Source organism: Streptococcus sp. HMSC057G03, from assembly GCF_001808745.1.
GTDB classification, from domain to species: domain Bacteria; phylum Bacillota; class Bacilli; order Lactobacillales; family Streptococcaceae; genus Streptococcus; species Streptococcus parasanguinis_Z.
This window is the reverse complement of record NZ_KV794424.1, coordinates 86,733-101,135: the sequence shown is the minus strand read 5'-3', so window position 1 is coordinate 101,135 and position 14,403 is coordinate 86,733. Positions and strand designations below refer to the sequence as shown.

At 35.8% G+C, this 14,403-nt stretch carries 10 protein-coding genes and 3 tRNA genes; 8 read left to right on the top strand and 5 right to left on the bottom strand.

All coding sequences use genetic code 11. From position 1 onward, the window contains the following. Positions 1–109: 109 nt before the first annotated feature. The 3 genes from dnaA to HMPREF2686_RS05760 all read right to left on the bottom strand — a co-directional run bounded on the left by dnaA (position 110) and on the right by HMPREF2686_RS05760 (position 3,750). Positions 110–1,468, bottom strand: a complete 1,359-nt coding sequence (gene dnaA, locus HMPREF2686_RS05770) for a chromosomal replication initiator protein DnaA (protein WP_070449645.1) — start codon at positions 1,466–1,468, stop codon at positions 110–112. Positions 1,469–1,735: 267 nt separating this feature from the next. Next, the gene (locus tag HMPREF2686_RS05765) at positions 1,736–2,497 is read right to left on the bottom strand and encodes a ParB/RepB/Spo0J family partition protein (RefSeq protein WP_049495811.1); all 762 of its coding nucleotides are present in this window, start codon (positions 2,495–2,497) and stop codon (positions 1,736–1,738) included. Between the two features lie 71 nt (positions 2,498–2,568). Then, positions 2,569–3,750, bottom strand: coding sequence for a serine protease HtrA (locus tag HMPREF2686_RS05760; RefSeq protein WP_021154166.1), 1,182 nt, complete (start codon positions 3,748–3,750; stop codon positions 2,569–2,571). Positions 3,751–3,954: 204 nt separating this feature from the next. Here HMPREF2686_RS05760 and rlmH point away from each other — a divergent pair, with 204 nt between their 5' ends. From rlmH to HMPREF2686_RS05730, 6 genes are all read left to right on the top strand, one after another. After that, complete coding sequence (gene rlmH, locus HMPREF2686_RS05755) at positions 3,955–4,434, top strand: 23S rRNA (pseudouridine(1915)-N(3))-methyltransferase RlmH (RefSeq protein WP_021154165.1); 480 nt, start codon at positions 3,955–3,957, stop codon at positions 4,432–4,434. A 42-nt stretch (positions 4,435–4,476) separates the two neighbouring features. Then, positions 4,477–4,550 (top strand) — tRNA-Arg (locus HMPREF2686_RS05750). Positions 4,551–4,899: 349 nt separating this feature from the next. Next, positions 4,900–6,240, top strand: a complete 1,341-nt coding sequence (locus HMPREF2686_RS05745; protein WP_021154164.1) for a sensor histidine kinase — start codon at positions 4,900–4,902, stop codon at positions 6,238–6,240. After that, complete coding sequence (locus tag HMPREF2686_RS05740) at positions 6,237–6,995, top strand: LytR/AlgR family response regulator transcription factor (RefSeq protein ID WP_070449643.1); 759 nt, start codon at positions 6,237–6,239, stop codon at positions 6,993–6,995. The genes HMPREF2686_RS05745 and HMPREF2686_RS05740 overlap by 4 nt, the downstream gene beginning before the upstream one ends. Before the next feature lie 50 nt (positions 6,996–7,045). Continuing rightward, positions 7,046–7,117 (top strand) — tRNA-Glu (locus HMPREF2686_RS05735). A gap of 8 nt (positions 7,118–7,125) precedes the next feature. Continuing rightward, positions 7,126–7,199 (top strand) — tRNA-Asn (locus tag HMPREF2686_RS05730). A gap of 98 nt (positions 7,200–7,297) precedes the next feature. On the opposite strand, the gene HMPREF2686_RS05725 is transcribed toward HMPREF2686_RS05730, so the two are convergent. Both HMPREF2686_RS05725 and HMPREF2686_RS05720 read right to left on the bottom strand, forming a co-directional pair. After that, a complete protein-coding gene (locus HMPREF2686_RS05725; protein ID WP_070449637.1) occupies positions 7,298–9,865 on the bottom strand; it encodes a YfhO family protein in 2,568 nt (855 codons plus the stop codon). Positions 9,866–9,913: 48 nt separating this feature from the next. After that, a complete protein-coding gene (locus HMPREF2686_RS05720; protein WP_049486042.1) occupies positions 9,914–11,539 on the bottom strand; it encodes an ATP-binding cassette domain-containing protein in 1,626 nt (541 codons plus the stop codon). A 205-nt stretch (positions 11,540–11,744) separates the two neighbouring features. On the opposite strand from HMPREF2686_RS05720, the gene trpS reads away from it, so the two are divergent. Both trpS and guaB read left to right on the top strand, forming a co-directional pair. Continuing rightward, positions 11,745–12,773: a tryptophan--tRNA ligase gene (gene trpS, locus HMPREF2686_RS05715; RefSeq protein ID WP_021154159.1), complete on the top strand. Its 1,029-nt coding sequence runs from the start codon at positions 11,745–11,747 to the stop codon at positions 12,771–12,773. A 141-nt stretch (positions 12,774–12,914) separates the two neighbouring features. Beyond that, positions 12,915–14,396 carry an IMP dehydrogenase gene (guaB, locus tag HMPREF2686_RS05710; protein ID WP_070449625.1) on the top strand — a complete coding sequence of 494 codons (1,482 nt, stop codon included), beginning with the start codon at positions 12,915–12,917 and terminating at the stop codon, positions 14,394–14,396. Positions 14,397–14,403 lie beyond the last annotated feature (7 nt).

The window sequence follows — 14,403 nt, the reverse complement described above, 5'->3', positions numbered from 1 at the left end:
ATTGTGTGGAAGTTGTGGAAAACTCTCAGAATCCTATCTATGACTTAAAAAGTTACTTGTTTAAAAATTGTGCATAACCCTTAGAAGTTTAGAGGAAGTTATCCACAGATTAATTTAACTTTTTCTTGATACTTTGAATTTCGAGTCGTAGATTATCATCTGTGTCGACCATACTTTTAATTTTTTCATAAGCATGAATGACAGTCGTGTGGTCTTTTCCACCGAATTCTTTTCCGATTCGAGGAAGTGAGTTGTCCGTCATCTCTCTTGAAAGATACATGGCCACTTGTCGTGCTAGGACAATATTCTGAACTCTTCGAGAACCTTTGATTTCTTTTACACTGACTCCATAAAAGGCTCCAACTGCTTCCTGAATTTTTTCAATGGGGATGACAAGCGTCTTGCTATTATCATTTTTACGAGCTCGAATAGCTTCAGCTGCAACATCGATCGTAATTTCTTTTAGTTTCTTCACCTTCGCCATTAAAGAAATATCATTTAAGGCACCTTCTAAGTCTCGGACATTTGAATCAAACTGACCAGCTAGATATTCTAGTGTGTCATTAGGAAAAATATAGTCTAGATCTTCAATTTTATTCCGTAAGATGGCAATCCGAGTTTCAAAATCAGGTGGTGTTATATTTTGCGTTAGTCCCCATTTGAAACGAGTAACCAGCCGCTCTTCAAGACTGTCTAAATGATCCGGACTTCGATCGCTTGTTAGAACAATCTGTTTGTTGTCGCTATGGAGGGCATTAAAGGTATTAAAGAATTCCTCTTGAGTCGTGACTTTTTTCCCGCCGAGTGACTGGATATCATCGATCAGTAAGAGATCAAGACTTCGATAGGTATTCTTGAACGTCTTCATTTCTCCTAATCGAAGGTGTTCTAAAAATTCATTAATAAAGGTTTCTGCTGGGACATACTTAACCCGTGCGTTTGGAATATTTTCTAGGATTTGATTTCCAATTGCGTTCAATAGGTGAGTCTTTCCAAGCCCTGGTCCACCATAGATAAAGAGAGGGTTGTAAGTTGTTGCAAGATTTTCAGAAACTGCAAGCGCTGCTGCTTTCGCCCAAATATTTCCATCCCCTTGCACAAAATTATCAAAGGTGTACTTTGATTTCAGACCTGTATCAATTTTAGGCAACGGTTCGGTTGTTAAGCTAGCTGAAGATAATCTCCTACTCTCACTGCTATGACTACTAGGAATTTCTTCGGTATCTTCAAAAACGAAATGGAACTTCAAATCTGTATTGTAGACTTCAAAGCTGGCTGTGATCAAAGCATTTTTTAGATTTGTTTCCCAAAATAATTCTTTATAATTTCCATCAAGATAAATGGTAGCCGTTTCTCCATCGATTTTGACTAATTTTGAATCGGCGACAAAAAAATCATAGGCACTATCTTTTAGTTGTAATTGGGCTAATTCTAAAAAACGAGACCAAAATTGCTCTTCTTGTGACACTATCAGACTTCCCTCCTTTTCTTGAATTGTATCAAATCATACGTACTCCTATTCTACCACAAACAAAAATAGTTTTCCACAGGCTAAATTTCATGAAATTAAATTATAGTTTTAAACTTTTCCACAAGTTGTGGATTTAAATTCACATTGTTTTTAAAAGTTATCCACAAAGTGGGGATAACTAGAGAATATCCTTATTTTTCTGCTATTTACAAAAGATTTTTATGGTGGAAAAGCTTGTCAATACAAAAAATAAAAATAACAGCCTTATTTAAGGCTGTTGATAATTCGTTGGTATTCATCAAGACTGGAAAAAGAAATTTGGATAGTTCCTTTATTTTGAGAAGAGGAGTGTATCGTCACATCTGTTCCTAATATTTTTTTCAATCGCTGTTCCTCTTCCAGTAGGAAGCTCTCTTTTGCTTTTTTATTTTTCTGTTTTCTTTTTGAACTGATCTTGCTTTCTAATGTTCGAACATTTAAATGATCCTGTTTGATTCGCTCCAACCAAAAGCGCTGCTCTTCTTCATCAAGAGGAACAAGAACACGCGCATGAGCCGAAGAAATATCATTTTGAATGACTGCTTCTTGAACAGAGGGAGCTAGATGTAACAAGCGAAGCATATTGCTGATATAGGGTCTAGATTTCCCCATAAATTGAGCGATTTGGTCGTGCTTATAGCCATGATCAACGAGCTTCTGGTAGGAGATGGCTTCTTCAATTGGATTGAGATCTTCTCGTTGAAGATTTTCAATAATGGCTTGTCGCATCATTTCTTGATCCGTTAACTCTTTAATAATCGCAGGAACAAGCTCTAATCCAGCAATTTTTGAAGCTCTAAAACGTCTTTCACCTGCAAGCAATTCAAAACCAATTATTGGAGATTTTCTGACAATAATGGGTTGAATTAAGCCATTTTCTTTGATTGACTGAGCCAGTTCTTCTAATTTTTCTTGATCAAATACTTTTCTTGGTTGGAAAGGATTGGTTCGAATGTCCTTTACCGCTATTTTTTCTAATTTTTCCATCTTATGAATAGAATAACACACCTTTACAAATTCGTAAAGGTGTGTTTACAAGTATGTCAAGAAAGTGAAAGTTAATCGCTCAGATCCTCAGTTGATTTTGTCAACTTGATAGAAGTTGTTTGTTGTTTTCCATCACGATAGAATGTGACCTTGATTGTATCATTGATTTGGTGAGAATAGAGGGCGGATTGTAAATCTGCCGTTGACTCGATATCTGTATCATCGATCTTTGTGATGACATCATAACGTTGCAATTTATCTGAAGCAGGCATATTTTCAAGTGTTGAACGAACTAGTACTCCTCCAGAGATTTTTTCAGGAAGTTTTAATTGGCTTAAATCAGAAGTTGAAAGGTTGGATAAATCCATCATTTGGATTCCAAGAGCTGGTCGAACTACTTTTCCTTTTTCTTCTAGTTGCTTGATAATATTGACAACATCATTTGCAGGAATTGCAAATCCCATTCCTTCTACTGACGTTTGTCCGTTATTTGAAATTTTACTTGAGGTAATCCCGATGACTTGTCCTTGAATATTGATTAATGGGCCTCCAGAATTTCCTGGGTTGATGGCTGCGTCTGTTTGTAGGGCGCGTGTAGAGATATTTTGTCCATTATCGGCTTTCAATTTCACATTGCGGCCTTGGCTGGAAATAATTCCTTGGGTAACAGAATTCGCATAATCTGTTCCAAGAGGGCTACCAATTGCAATTGCAGTCTCACCGACTGTTAATTGGTTTGAATCTCCGAATTCAGCTACTGCCTTTGCTTTATCCGCACTAATACGAACGACTGCAATATCAGAATAGACATCTGACCCAACTACTTCTCCGGGGACTTTATTCCCATCTGCTAAAAGAATATCTACTTTTTTAGCACCATTGATCACATGGGTGTTGGTAACAAGGTAGGCATATTTTCCTTCTTTTTTATAAATGACCCCAGAACCTTCACTAGAAATTTGTGAGTCAGAGTTTTCTTCTTTTTCAAATAACCCTTGATTCGAAGAATCAGAATAAGTAATCACAGAAACTACAGCATTTTTCACCTTGTCTACGGCCTCACTAGTTGAGGTTGTATTTTTATAAGCTGTTTTAACAGTGGTTGAGTGGACTTGCTTACTTTCAGTATTTGAAGTAGAAGAATGAGATGTTTGTAAGGTTAAAAAGGTTCCAAGAATACCACCTAGAAAACCTACAACAAAAATGAGGGCTATGTTTCCAACTTTTTTCAGTAAATTAGATGAAGATTTCATATTTTCCTCCTAAGGATATCAAATTGTCTAGAGTATAGAAAAACTTTCTTAATTATATCTTAAATAACTAAAGTTATCCACAAATTGTGGATAACTTGTAGAATTTAGTTGAGAAATGGCTTTAAAAAGGACTTTATAGAATAGATTTCCTTTCTATAGCTGTGGATTATTTGTGGAATTGAAGAATTATGCTACAATAGGGGAATGAAAATTAAATTGATAACCGTTGGAAAATTAAAAGAAAAATACTTAAAAGATGGGATCGCGGAGTATATTAAAAGGCTTGGTCGATTTGCAAAAGTAGAACAGGTTGAGTTAGTTGATGAAAAAACTCCAGATCGTGCCAGTCAACTCGAAAATCAACAAATCCTTGAAAAAGAGGGACAACGAATTCTCTCTAAGATTTCAGATAAGGAATATGTGATTGTATTAGCCATCGAAGGAAAACAATTTCCTTCAGATAAATTTAGTCAAACGATTGACCAGATTATGACATCTGGTTATTCAAACCTTACTTTTGTTATTGGAGGCAGTCTTGGTCTGTCTCCTGAAGTGAAAAAAAGAGGAAATCTATTAATGAGCTTTGGTCAATTAACTCTTCCTCATCAGTTGATGAAATTAGTGTTGGTGGAACAAATCTATCGTGCTTTCATGATTCAACAGGGGAGTCCTTACCATAAATAACCTTGACGCTCCTTCCTTTTTCTGCTAAAATGAAGTAAGTTCGGTCTCATAGCTCAGCTGGATAGAGCATTCGCCTTCTAAGCGAACGGTCGCAGGTTCGAATCCTGCTGGGATCAAATGAGAGATGCAGCTTTTGCTGCATCTTTTCTTTTATGTTAAAATGTATAAATTTTCATTATCTATTAATTTTTGTATACTTTGCTATAGATTAATAGTGATGAAATGATTTATTAGGAATATTTTAAAAAAGAACTAACAATCCCTATATAGTGCAAAGTGTAGATTATATAAATTGTGTAAAATAGTTTTCATTCATGTAACAAAAACATTAAAAACATTACAATTTTACCTATTCCCTTTAATTTTAGGCTATTTTATATTATAATTTTTTGTATATAAAATTTTATTTTTTTATAATAATACTAGAGTATAATAAAATAGAAAAAACAAAGTGGGAGAGTTTGTGTGATTCAGTCATTAATCTTGTCTTTTCTCTTGGGAGGGATCATTGTTCTGACGTTTGCATTAGTGGACGAAAAAATCTATCAGGAACATCAATTTGCATTTATCTTTCTGCTGAGCACCTTTGTTCTTCTTTTTGAAAGTCTCTTAGTATTTTTAGATGTGACTTTATTTTCAAATATTCGACTCTCTGATTTAAATATGCTCTTATGGCCGGTTTATTTATATCCTTATTATCATTATGCCAATCGGACGAATCGCTTGTGCGCCATTTTTTATTCTTTTTTTACTTATTTAGCGGTTGAAGGAACAGCAACTTTTCTGACGATAATTGTCTCTTCAGTATTGGGGGATGCTGTTGTAGCAGCTTACTCGATTGTCTACAATATGTGCATTCGTTTGATTTCTTTAGGAATCATTTTGAAGTTAATTGACCTATTTGAATTTGATTTCACTCCTTTTTATGAGAAAGAATTTGAAAAATATTTAAAGAGACTCATCTGTGTCTATTTTGCTATATTTGTAGTGATTAATTTTGCTTTATGGATTAGTGAACAAGCGCAATATAAAAATTTTGGGAGTATGTTGGCAACGATTTGTTTTTTCTCTTTTGTAGTCAGCTTATTCCATATGAAAATCGAGCGAGATCAGTATCGTAAAAATTTAGAACTGGAGTATAAAGAATTTTCTGAGCAACAAATGAGTCGGTATATGGCTGAAATTCAAAGTCTCTATTCTATTGTCAGGGGATTTCGTCATGATTTGGGAAATTTAGTTATTTCTATGTCGTTAGCCATTGAGGAAGAAAATATTCCAGAAATACAGAGAATCCATAGAGAAGTATTGGAAAAAGGTTATAAAGAGATCAATACAGAAGCATTATCAGGATTCAACTTGGTCAATATCAAAGATTCTGCTTTACGAAGTATTTTGATTCGAGGCTGGTTGGATGCAAGAGATGCTGGGGTAGAAATGACCTTTGAAACGAGTGAACCAATCGAGCAACTACCAGTTGATTTATTAGATATCGTGAGAATCGTTGGGATTCTAGTGACAAACGCTTTGGAAGCTTCAAAAGAAGCAGAAGAAAAGAAAGTTCATATTGCTATTTTCTCTATTTCAAAAATTGTTTACTTAGTGATTCATAATACAACAAATGAAATCACTTTTGATATTAGAAAAATATATGAAGAAGGCTATTCGACAAAAGGAGAAAATAGAGGACTAGGATTAAATAATGTGAGAAAAATCTTAGCAAATTATGGAACGATGTTTTTAGAAACGGAATTGCAAGGAAATCGTTTTTTACAAGTTTTGAAGATTGGAGGATACGAACAAGAATGAAGATTTTTTTATTAGAAGATGAGCTCTCTCAACAGATACGGGTAGAAAAACATATTGCAGAAATTGCTAAGGAATTAGAAATTAAACTTGAAGTGATTTCTACCGGTAAAATTTCGGAATTTGAAAATTATATCCAGCATTCGGATATCCACCAATTATATTTTCTAGATATTCATATCCAAGACAATGAGTATTGTGGGTTGGAAATTGCTCAAAAAATACGAGAAGCAAATCCTTATGCTATTATTGTTTTTATTACTACAAAATCAGAATTCGCTTCGATTACCTATCGTTATAAAGTATCTGCCTTGGATTTTATTGATAAAAATTTGAATGAAGATTTATTTAGATTAAAAATCAAGGAGTGTATTGAGTACCTAACAACTATTCAAATTGGAAATGATGATTTGACAGATTATTTTGAGTATGACTTTAAGGATAAAAAGATAAAAATTCCATTTAAAGATATTCTTTATATTGAAACTGTTGGTTCTGCTTATAAATTAAACTTAGTTGGGAAAAATTTTCAAAAAGAAATTGCAGGAAGTTTATCAGATGTCTTGGAGAAAGATGTGGAGGAGAGATATTTCAGTCCCCATCAATCTTATATCGTGAATAGAAGTATGATCGTTGGAATGGATAAGAAAAGGAAACAGTTGTTGTTGAAAGAAGGGTATTCTTGTCCAATCTCAAGAAGCAATATCAAACGTGTCAAAAAATTAATCGAAGAGCAAAATTTAGAATTTAGTGCTTGACAATTAGTTAAATTCTGATATAATGGGATATGTTCTGTTAATGAATATATGGTCCGTTGGTCAAGGGGTTAAGACACCGCCTTTTCACGGCGGTAACACGGGTTCGAATCCCGTACGGACTATATCTCATTCCGCCATAGCTCAGTTGGTAGTAGCGCATGACTGTTAATCATGATGTCGTAGGTTCGAGTCCTACTGGCGGAGCTAGTATAGCACCCATTTGGGTGTTTTTTTGTTTTGAAAAAGGCTAGGATAATGACTATCCTAGCCTTTTATTTATAAGTGAACGATGGTTAGATTCCTTAGCTTTTTCGTCTTTTTATTTGTCTCCATTCGTAGAGGAAGAAGAGAATGATTCCAACGAAAAAGGCAATGAGTCCTTCAATGAAGCCTTGGGGAACAAATGTTAAGGTGACTGTTCCGGATCCTTTTGAAACACGAACTCCCAATAATCCTTTCTGGATGCGATGAATTTGGATAGGTTTTCCATTTTGTTTAGCTGACCAGCCTTTATCATAAGGGAGTGTAAAAATAAGGGTAGTGTCTCTATTTGCGTTATAGGCTGCTACCAATTTGTTTTTCTTTTTGTGAATAGCAACTTCTTGCTGACGAATACTAGCGATAGCTTGTGTGTATTGGTCAAGATCCAGAGCAAAAAATTCTGGTGTATCAAAGGAGACTGTCGAATTTTCTGGAAAACTCAAACGAATAGTAACTGTTTCCTCTGTGTCAAAATGGCCAATCGAAAAGAATGGAAAGGCATTATCAATGGTATAGCGTTGGGTCTGTCCATTGTAGCTGATTTCAATATCTTTCCGATCATCGTTTGAAAATTGTAAATTTGGAACATTGACATATAGTTGGCTATGGGCAGGAACCGTTACTTCATATTGAATACTTGCGTAGGATAGATGACTATCTTCTTCAATTTTTGCAGTTTGCAACGAAGATGTAGTATTTTGTGAAGTAGGCGAGAGAATATTTAATTTCTTATAAAATTTATATTTTTCATCTGTGATTTGATGGATGAATCGTGTCTGATTATCCAGTGTCAAATTCGTAAAGGAAGTATTTTTATAAGGTTTTGCTGACAGAAAGGCGATTGGTAAGGCATATTCGTTTTCTGAAAGTGAGACTCCATTTTTGGTTGCAATCTCTTTAAATCCAAATTTTTGAACAGGTTGTTGGCTTAAATTATAGCGAACACCAAATAGACTATCCATTAAAATAGAATTGTTTTGGTATCTAAGATTGAGGTTGGTTCCTTCAGATTTAAATCCAAGTTTGTCTAATGTCGAACTAGCATCCGTATTTCGTACAGATGAAAATTGAGAAATTCCATTATAACCATACTTCATGCTATCATTGCCCGTTTGTGGCTGTAGAATCTCAGTCCGATAATTAGAGTCTGTCTTCTCTCTTACTAAGGATTGGATGGCTTTTAAGTCTCGTTCGTAGGATGATCGAGAAGCAAAGACCCATTCATTCGCAATACCTTCCATTTGATAATAACTATTCACCGATAATTCAAAGATGGAGAAAAACAGGATCGAAAGATAGAAAAGTCTAGGCAGTATCTTTTTTAGGATAAATCCTAAACAGACCAAATAGAAAGCAATTAAAAACTCAAAAGTAACAATGAAATTGACTGCATCTAAAAATTTATAGTGACTGCTGTAAAGGACAGTTGCTCCAAATCCTAGAATAAGGAGAAAATTAGCAAGACTAAAACGAATCCAAGTGATCTCCTCTATTCGATTTAGTACTTCTCCTGCCATCAGAATAATCGTCAAAGAAAAGATCCAAGAGTATCGATGAAGAAACATATTCGGCGCGTGCATACCTTGCCAAAGGAGATCTAATAATTGAAAACGAAAACTCAAAATAAGAATGGTCAAGAGTATAAAGTAAGAAAGTTTCACGTGAAACTTGATCGACTTTACAAAGAAAAAGGTAATCGCTAAAAGAAGTGGAAATAATCCCACGTAGATCATTGGAATTGATCCATATTTAGTAGTGTCAAAACTTCCAATGAAATTTTTTGCAAATACGTCAAGATACCAACTTTTTTCTGTAAAGATACTGTCAACCTTTGAAAAACTTTCTCCATGAGTGCGTAAATCTAAGAAGGTTGGATATAACATCACAAGGCTTGTTATAACTGATAAAAGAGATACAATTACAAAATGAAAGAAGCGTTTTCCAATTACTTTGATGTCCCATGACAGTTGTGTCAAGTACCATAAAATAAGAAAAATAGACATCATAAACCCAAAATAATAATTTTGGATAAACAAGCTGGTTAAGCTGATAAAGTAGAGAATCTCTCCCTCATTGTAAATGAGTTTTTTGAATCCATAAAGAATTAATGGTGCTAGGATAAAAACATCTAGCCAAGTTTTGATTTCAATTTGGCTGATAGCAAAGCTCATAAGAGCAAATGATGTTGAAAGGGTAAGAACCAGGGATCTAGGAATTTTAGAAAACATTCCATGTAAACTAATATAAGTGCTTAACCCAATAGCTCCAAATTTAAGAAGAGTGATGAGGTAAACAGCATCCGGCATGGATTGTGCATTAAAGAAGTAGACGAGAGGAGAAAAGAAACTTCCTAGATAATAGCTACTGAGTGCATAGAAATTAATACCTAATCCACTTTGAAAACTGTAAAATAGGCTATCCGTCCCATGTAAAATATTTCGAAGTGTGGTATCAAAAATGACATACTGATGATAACCATCTCCTAATAATGGGGATGTATCACTGTTCCAGTAGATTCCTTGTGAGAGGTAAATAAAGAACATCATGATAGCTGGAATCAGGAAAGAAGATACTATAAAAAGGGATGTTTTTAGCTTTGTTTTATTCATATATTTCTACTGAAAGAGCCTGAAATCATTATTTCAGGCTCTTTATTTTTATGATTGACTCCAAAGTTCTTTCACTTTTGCTTGAACTTCTTCATTTTCAAGAAACTCATCATAGGTTTCATCAATACGATCGATTACGCCGTTTTTTGAAAGAACGATAATATGGTTGGCGAGTGTTTGAATGAATTCGTGGTCATGGCTAGCAAAGATAATCGATTCTTTAAAATTCTTCAATCCATCATTCAAACTTGAAATAGACTCCAAATCCAAGTGATTGGTTGGATCATCCAGTACAAGAACATTTGACTTGAGGAGCATCAATTTAGACAACATGACACGAACTTTTTCTCCCCCTGACAAGACGTTGACAGACTTGTTAACTTCGTCACCCGAAAAGAGCATCCGTCCTAAGAAACCACGAAGGAAAGTATTGTCATCTTCTTCTTTACTTGCAAATTGACGAAGCCAATCAAGAATACTTTCACCACCTGCAAAATCACGACTGTTGTCTTTTGGTAGATATGATCGACTAGTTGTAACTCCCCACTTGACAGTTCCTTCATATTCAATATCATCCATCAATGCACGGATCAAAGCGGTTGTTTGAATATCGTTCTGTCCGATAAGGGCGGTTTTGTCACCAGGACGTAAGATAAAGCTGATATTGTCAAGGATAGTTTCACCATCAATCTTGACAGAAAGATTTTCAACTGTCAAGAGATCGTTACCAATTTCTCGTTCTGCCTTAAAGTTGATAAATGGGTACTTCCGACTAGATGGAACAATTTCTTCAAGTTCAATCTTGTCAAGCATTTTTTTACGCGAAGTTGCTTGTTTTGATTTTGAAGCGTTGGCTGAGAAACGTGCGACAAACTCTTGCAATTGTTTAATTTTTTCTTCAGCTTTTGCATTTCTATCTGCTTGTAATTTTGCTGCAAGTTCAGAAGATTCTTTCCAGAAATCATAGTTTCCGACGTAAAGTTTAATTTTTCCAAAGTCGAGATCCGCCATATGGGTGCAGACTTTATTCAAAAAGTGGCGGTCATGGGATACAACGATAACCGTATTTTCAAAATCAATCAGAAAATCTTCTAACCAGGTAATGGATTGAATATCCAATCCATTGGTCGGCTCGTCCAAAAGAAGGACATCTGGTTTACCAAAAAGGGCTTTAGCTAAGAGAACTTTCACTTTATCCCCATTGGCTAACTCGCTCATAGTTTGATAATGAAGGTCTTCTGAAATATTTAGATTTTGAAGCAATTGAGATGCTTCACTTTCTGCTTCCCATCCACCAAGTTCGGCAAATTCACCTTCAAGTTCAGCTGCACGGACACCATCTTCATCAGAGAAATCTTCTTTCATGTAGATAGCATCTTTTTCCTTCATAATGTTGTAGAGCTTTTCATTTCCCATAATGACAACATCGATGACCCGCTCGTCTTCGTAGTCAAAGTGATTTTGACGCAAAACAGACAAACGTTCATCAGGGCCAAGAGAAATATGACCAGTTGTTGGTTCAATATCTCCAGCTAAAATTTTTAAAAAGGTTGACTTTCCAGCACCGTTGGCACCGATGAGACCGTACGTATTTCCTTCTGTAAAGTTGATATTGACATCGTCAAACAATTTTCGATCACTAAAACGTAGTGAGACGTCTGATACTGTAAGCAATGATTTTCTCCTCTTTCTATAATGTCTTCATTTTACTAGAAAATAGGGGAAAATTCAACTTTTTTACTGTCAATTTGTTTTTACAATGATGTAAACGAAATTGACAGTTTAGTAAAGTGTTAATTCCTTACAAACATAGAGGATAGACTAACATTTTCAACTAGAAAGTGCTATAATGATAGGGATAACGATTAAGGAGAAGAGTATGACAAAACCCATCATTCTGACAGGAGATAGACCGACAGGAAAACTCCATATTGGCCACTATGTTGGTTCTTTAAAAAATCGCGTCTTGTTGCAAAATAAAGATGAGTATAATATGTTTGTTTTCCTAGCAGACCAGCAAGCTTTGACAGACCATGCAAAAGATCCAAAAACGATTGTAGAATCTATTGGTAATGTTGCTTTGGATTATCTGGCAGCTGGACTAGATCCTGAAAAAGTTACGATTTTCATTCAAAGTCAGATTCCTGAATTAGCGGAATTGACCATGTATTACATGAATCTAGTATCTTTGGCGCGACTTGAAAGGAATCCAACTGTAAAAACCGAGATTTCTCAAAAAGGTTTTGGTGAGAGTATTCCAACAGGATTTTTGGTATACCCTATTTCACAAGCAGCCGATATCACAGCATTTAAAGCGAATTTTGTTCCAGTAGGAAATGATCAAAAGCCTATGATTGAGCAAACTCGTGAGATTGTTCGTTCCTTTAATCATGCATACAACACAGATACTTTGGTGGAACCGGAAGGAATTTATCCTGAAAATGAAGCAGCGGGGCGCTTACCTGGTTTAGATGGAAATGCTAAAATGTCTAAATCATTGAATAATGGAATTTACCTAGCTGATGATGCGGATACTTTAAAGAAAAAAGTGATGAGTATGTATACCGATCCGGATCATATTAAAGTAGAGGATCCAGGAAAAATCGAAGGCAATATGGTGTTTCATTACCTGGATGTATTTGGCCGTCCAGAAGATTCAGCTGAAATTGCAGAAATGAAAGAACATTATCAACGTGGTGGACTTGGTGATGTAAAGACCAAACGATATCTTTTAGAAATTTTAGATCGTGAATTAAGACCAATTCGTGAAAGACGCCTTGAATTTGCAAAGGATATGGGTGAAGTCTACTCTATTCTTGAAAAAGGAAGTGAACGTGCTCGAAATGTAGCAGCTCAAACATTGGATGAAGTCAAATCTGCGATGGGAATTACCTATTTTAAAAAATAAAACGACTTCATTAATAGCGAACATTTTATACCGTTCATTGATAGTTACCAATAAATGATTGACAAATTGCCATAGAATGGTATGATATTAACAATAAAAATTCGAGCCTTGCTCAAATAAAAAGAAAAGAGGATCCAGCTAATGTCTAATTGGGACACAAAGTTTTTGAAAAAAGGGTTTACATTCGATGACGTACTTTTGATTCCAGCAGAAAGTCACGTATTGCCTAATGATGCAGATTTAAGTACACAATTAGCAAGTAATTTACGCTTGAATATCCCAATCATTACTGCTGCTATGGATACGGTGACTGAAAGTCAAATGGCAATTGCTATGGCACGTGCTGGTGGACTTGGTGTGATCCATAAAAACATGTCAATTGAGCAACAGGCAGATGAAGTACGCAAAGTAAAACGTTCTGAAAATGGGGTTATCATTGATCCGTTCTATTTGACTCCGTCTCATACAATTGCAGAAGCAGATGAGTTGATGGGACGATACCGAATCAGTGGTGTTCCTGTTGTTGAAACACTTGAAAATCGTAAATTAGTTGGTATCCTTACAAACCGGGATTTGCGTTTTATTTCTGATTACAATCAACCCATTTCAAATCATATGACGAGTGAAAATTTGGTGACTGCACCGGTTGGAACTGATTTGGAAACAGCTGAACGCATTTTACAAGAGCACCGTATTGAAAAATTACCATTGGTAGATGAAAATGGTCGTCTTTCTGGCTTGATTACAATCAAAGATATTGAAAAAGTTATTGAGTTCCCAAATGCGGCTAAGGATGAATTTGGTCGTTTGCTTGTGGCTGGTGCCGTAGGGGTTACTTCAGATACTTTTGAACGTGCAGAAGCTCTTTTTGAAGCTGGTGCAGACGCAATTGTCATCGATACTGCTCATGGACATTCTGCGGGTGTTCTTCGTAAGATTGCAGAAATTCGTGCCCACTTCCCAGATCGTACCTTGATTGCAGGAAATATTGCAACCGCTGAAGGTGCTCGTGCATTATTTGATGCAGGGGTAGACGTAGTTAAGGTCGGAATTGGTCCAGGATCAATCTGTACAACTCGTGTTGTTGCAGGGGTTGGTGTTCCTCAAGTGACTGCTATTTATGACGCAGCCGCTGTAGCTCGTGAATATGGAAAAACGATCATTGCTGATGGTGGTATCAAGTATTCAGGAGATATTGTCAAAGCACTAGCAGCTGGTGGAAACGCGGTTATGCTTGGCTCAATGCTTGCAGGTACAGATGAAGCACCAGGTGAAACAGAAATCTTCCAAGGTCGTAAATTTAAAACATACCGTGGTATGGGATCTATTGCAGCAATGAAGAAAGGTTCTAGCGACCGTTACTTCCAAGGAACTGTCAATGAAGCCAATAAATTGGTCCCTGAAGGAATTGAAGGACGCGTTGCTTATAAAGGTTCTGTAGCAGATATGGTCTTCCAAATGATCGGTGGTATTCGTTCAGGTATGGGTTATGTTGGTGCAGCAACCATTCAAGATTTACATGATCATGCACAATTTGTCGAAATGAGCGGTGCCGGATTGAAAGAAAGCCATCCTCATGATGTGCAAATTACAAACGAGGCTCCTAACTACTCGGCACAATAAATTTACA

Coding starts and splice junctions, on each gene's coding strand:
- HMPREF2686_RS05765 (WP_049495811.1), bottom strand. CDS start 2,497: ATGGAAAAATTAGAAAAAATAGCGGTAAAGGACATTCGAACCAATCCT.
- HMPREF2686_RS05760 (WP_021154166.1), bottom strand. CDS start 3,750: ATGAAATCTTCATCTAATTTACTGAAAAAAGTTGGAAACATAGCCCTC.
- rlmH (WP_021154165.1), top strand. CDS start 3,955: ATGAAAATTAAATTGATAACCGTTGGAAAATTAAAAGAAAAATACTTA.
- HMPREF2686_RS05740 (WP_070449643.1), top strand. CDS start 6,237: ATGAAGATTTTTTTATTAGAAGATGAGCTCTCTCAACAGATACGGGTA.
- HMPREF2686_RS05725 (WP_070449637.1), bottom strand. CDS start 9,865: ATGAATAAAACAAAGCTAAAAACATCCCTTTTTATAGTATCTTCTTTC.
- trpS (WP_021154159.1), top strand. CDS start 11,745: ATGACAAAACCCATCATTCTGACAGGAGATAGACCGACAGGAAAACTC.
- guaB (WP_070449625.1), top strand. CDS start 12,915: ATGTCTAATTGGGACACAAAGTTTTTGAAAAAAGGGTTTACATTCGAT.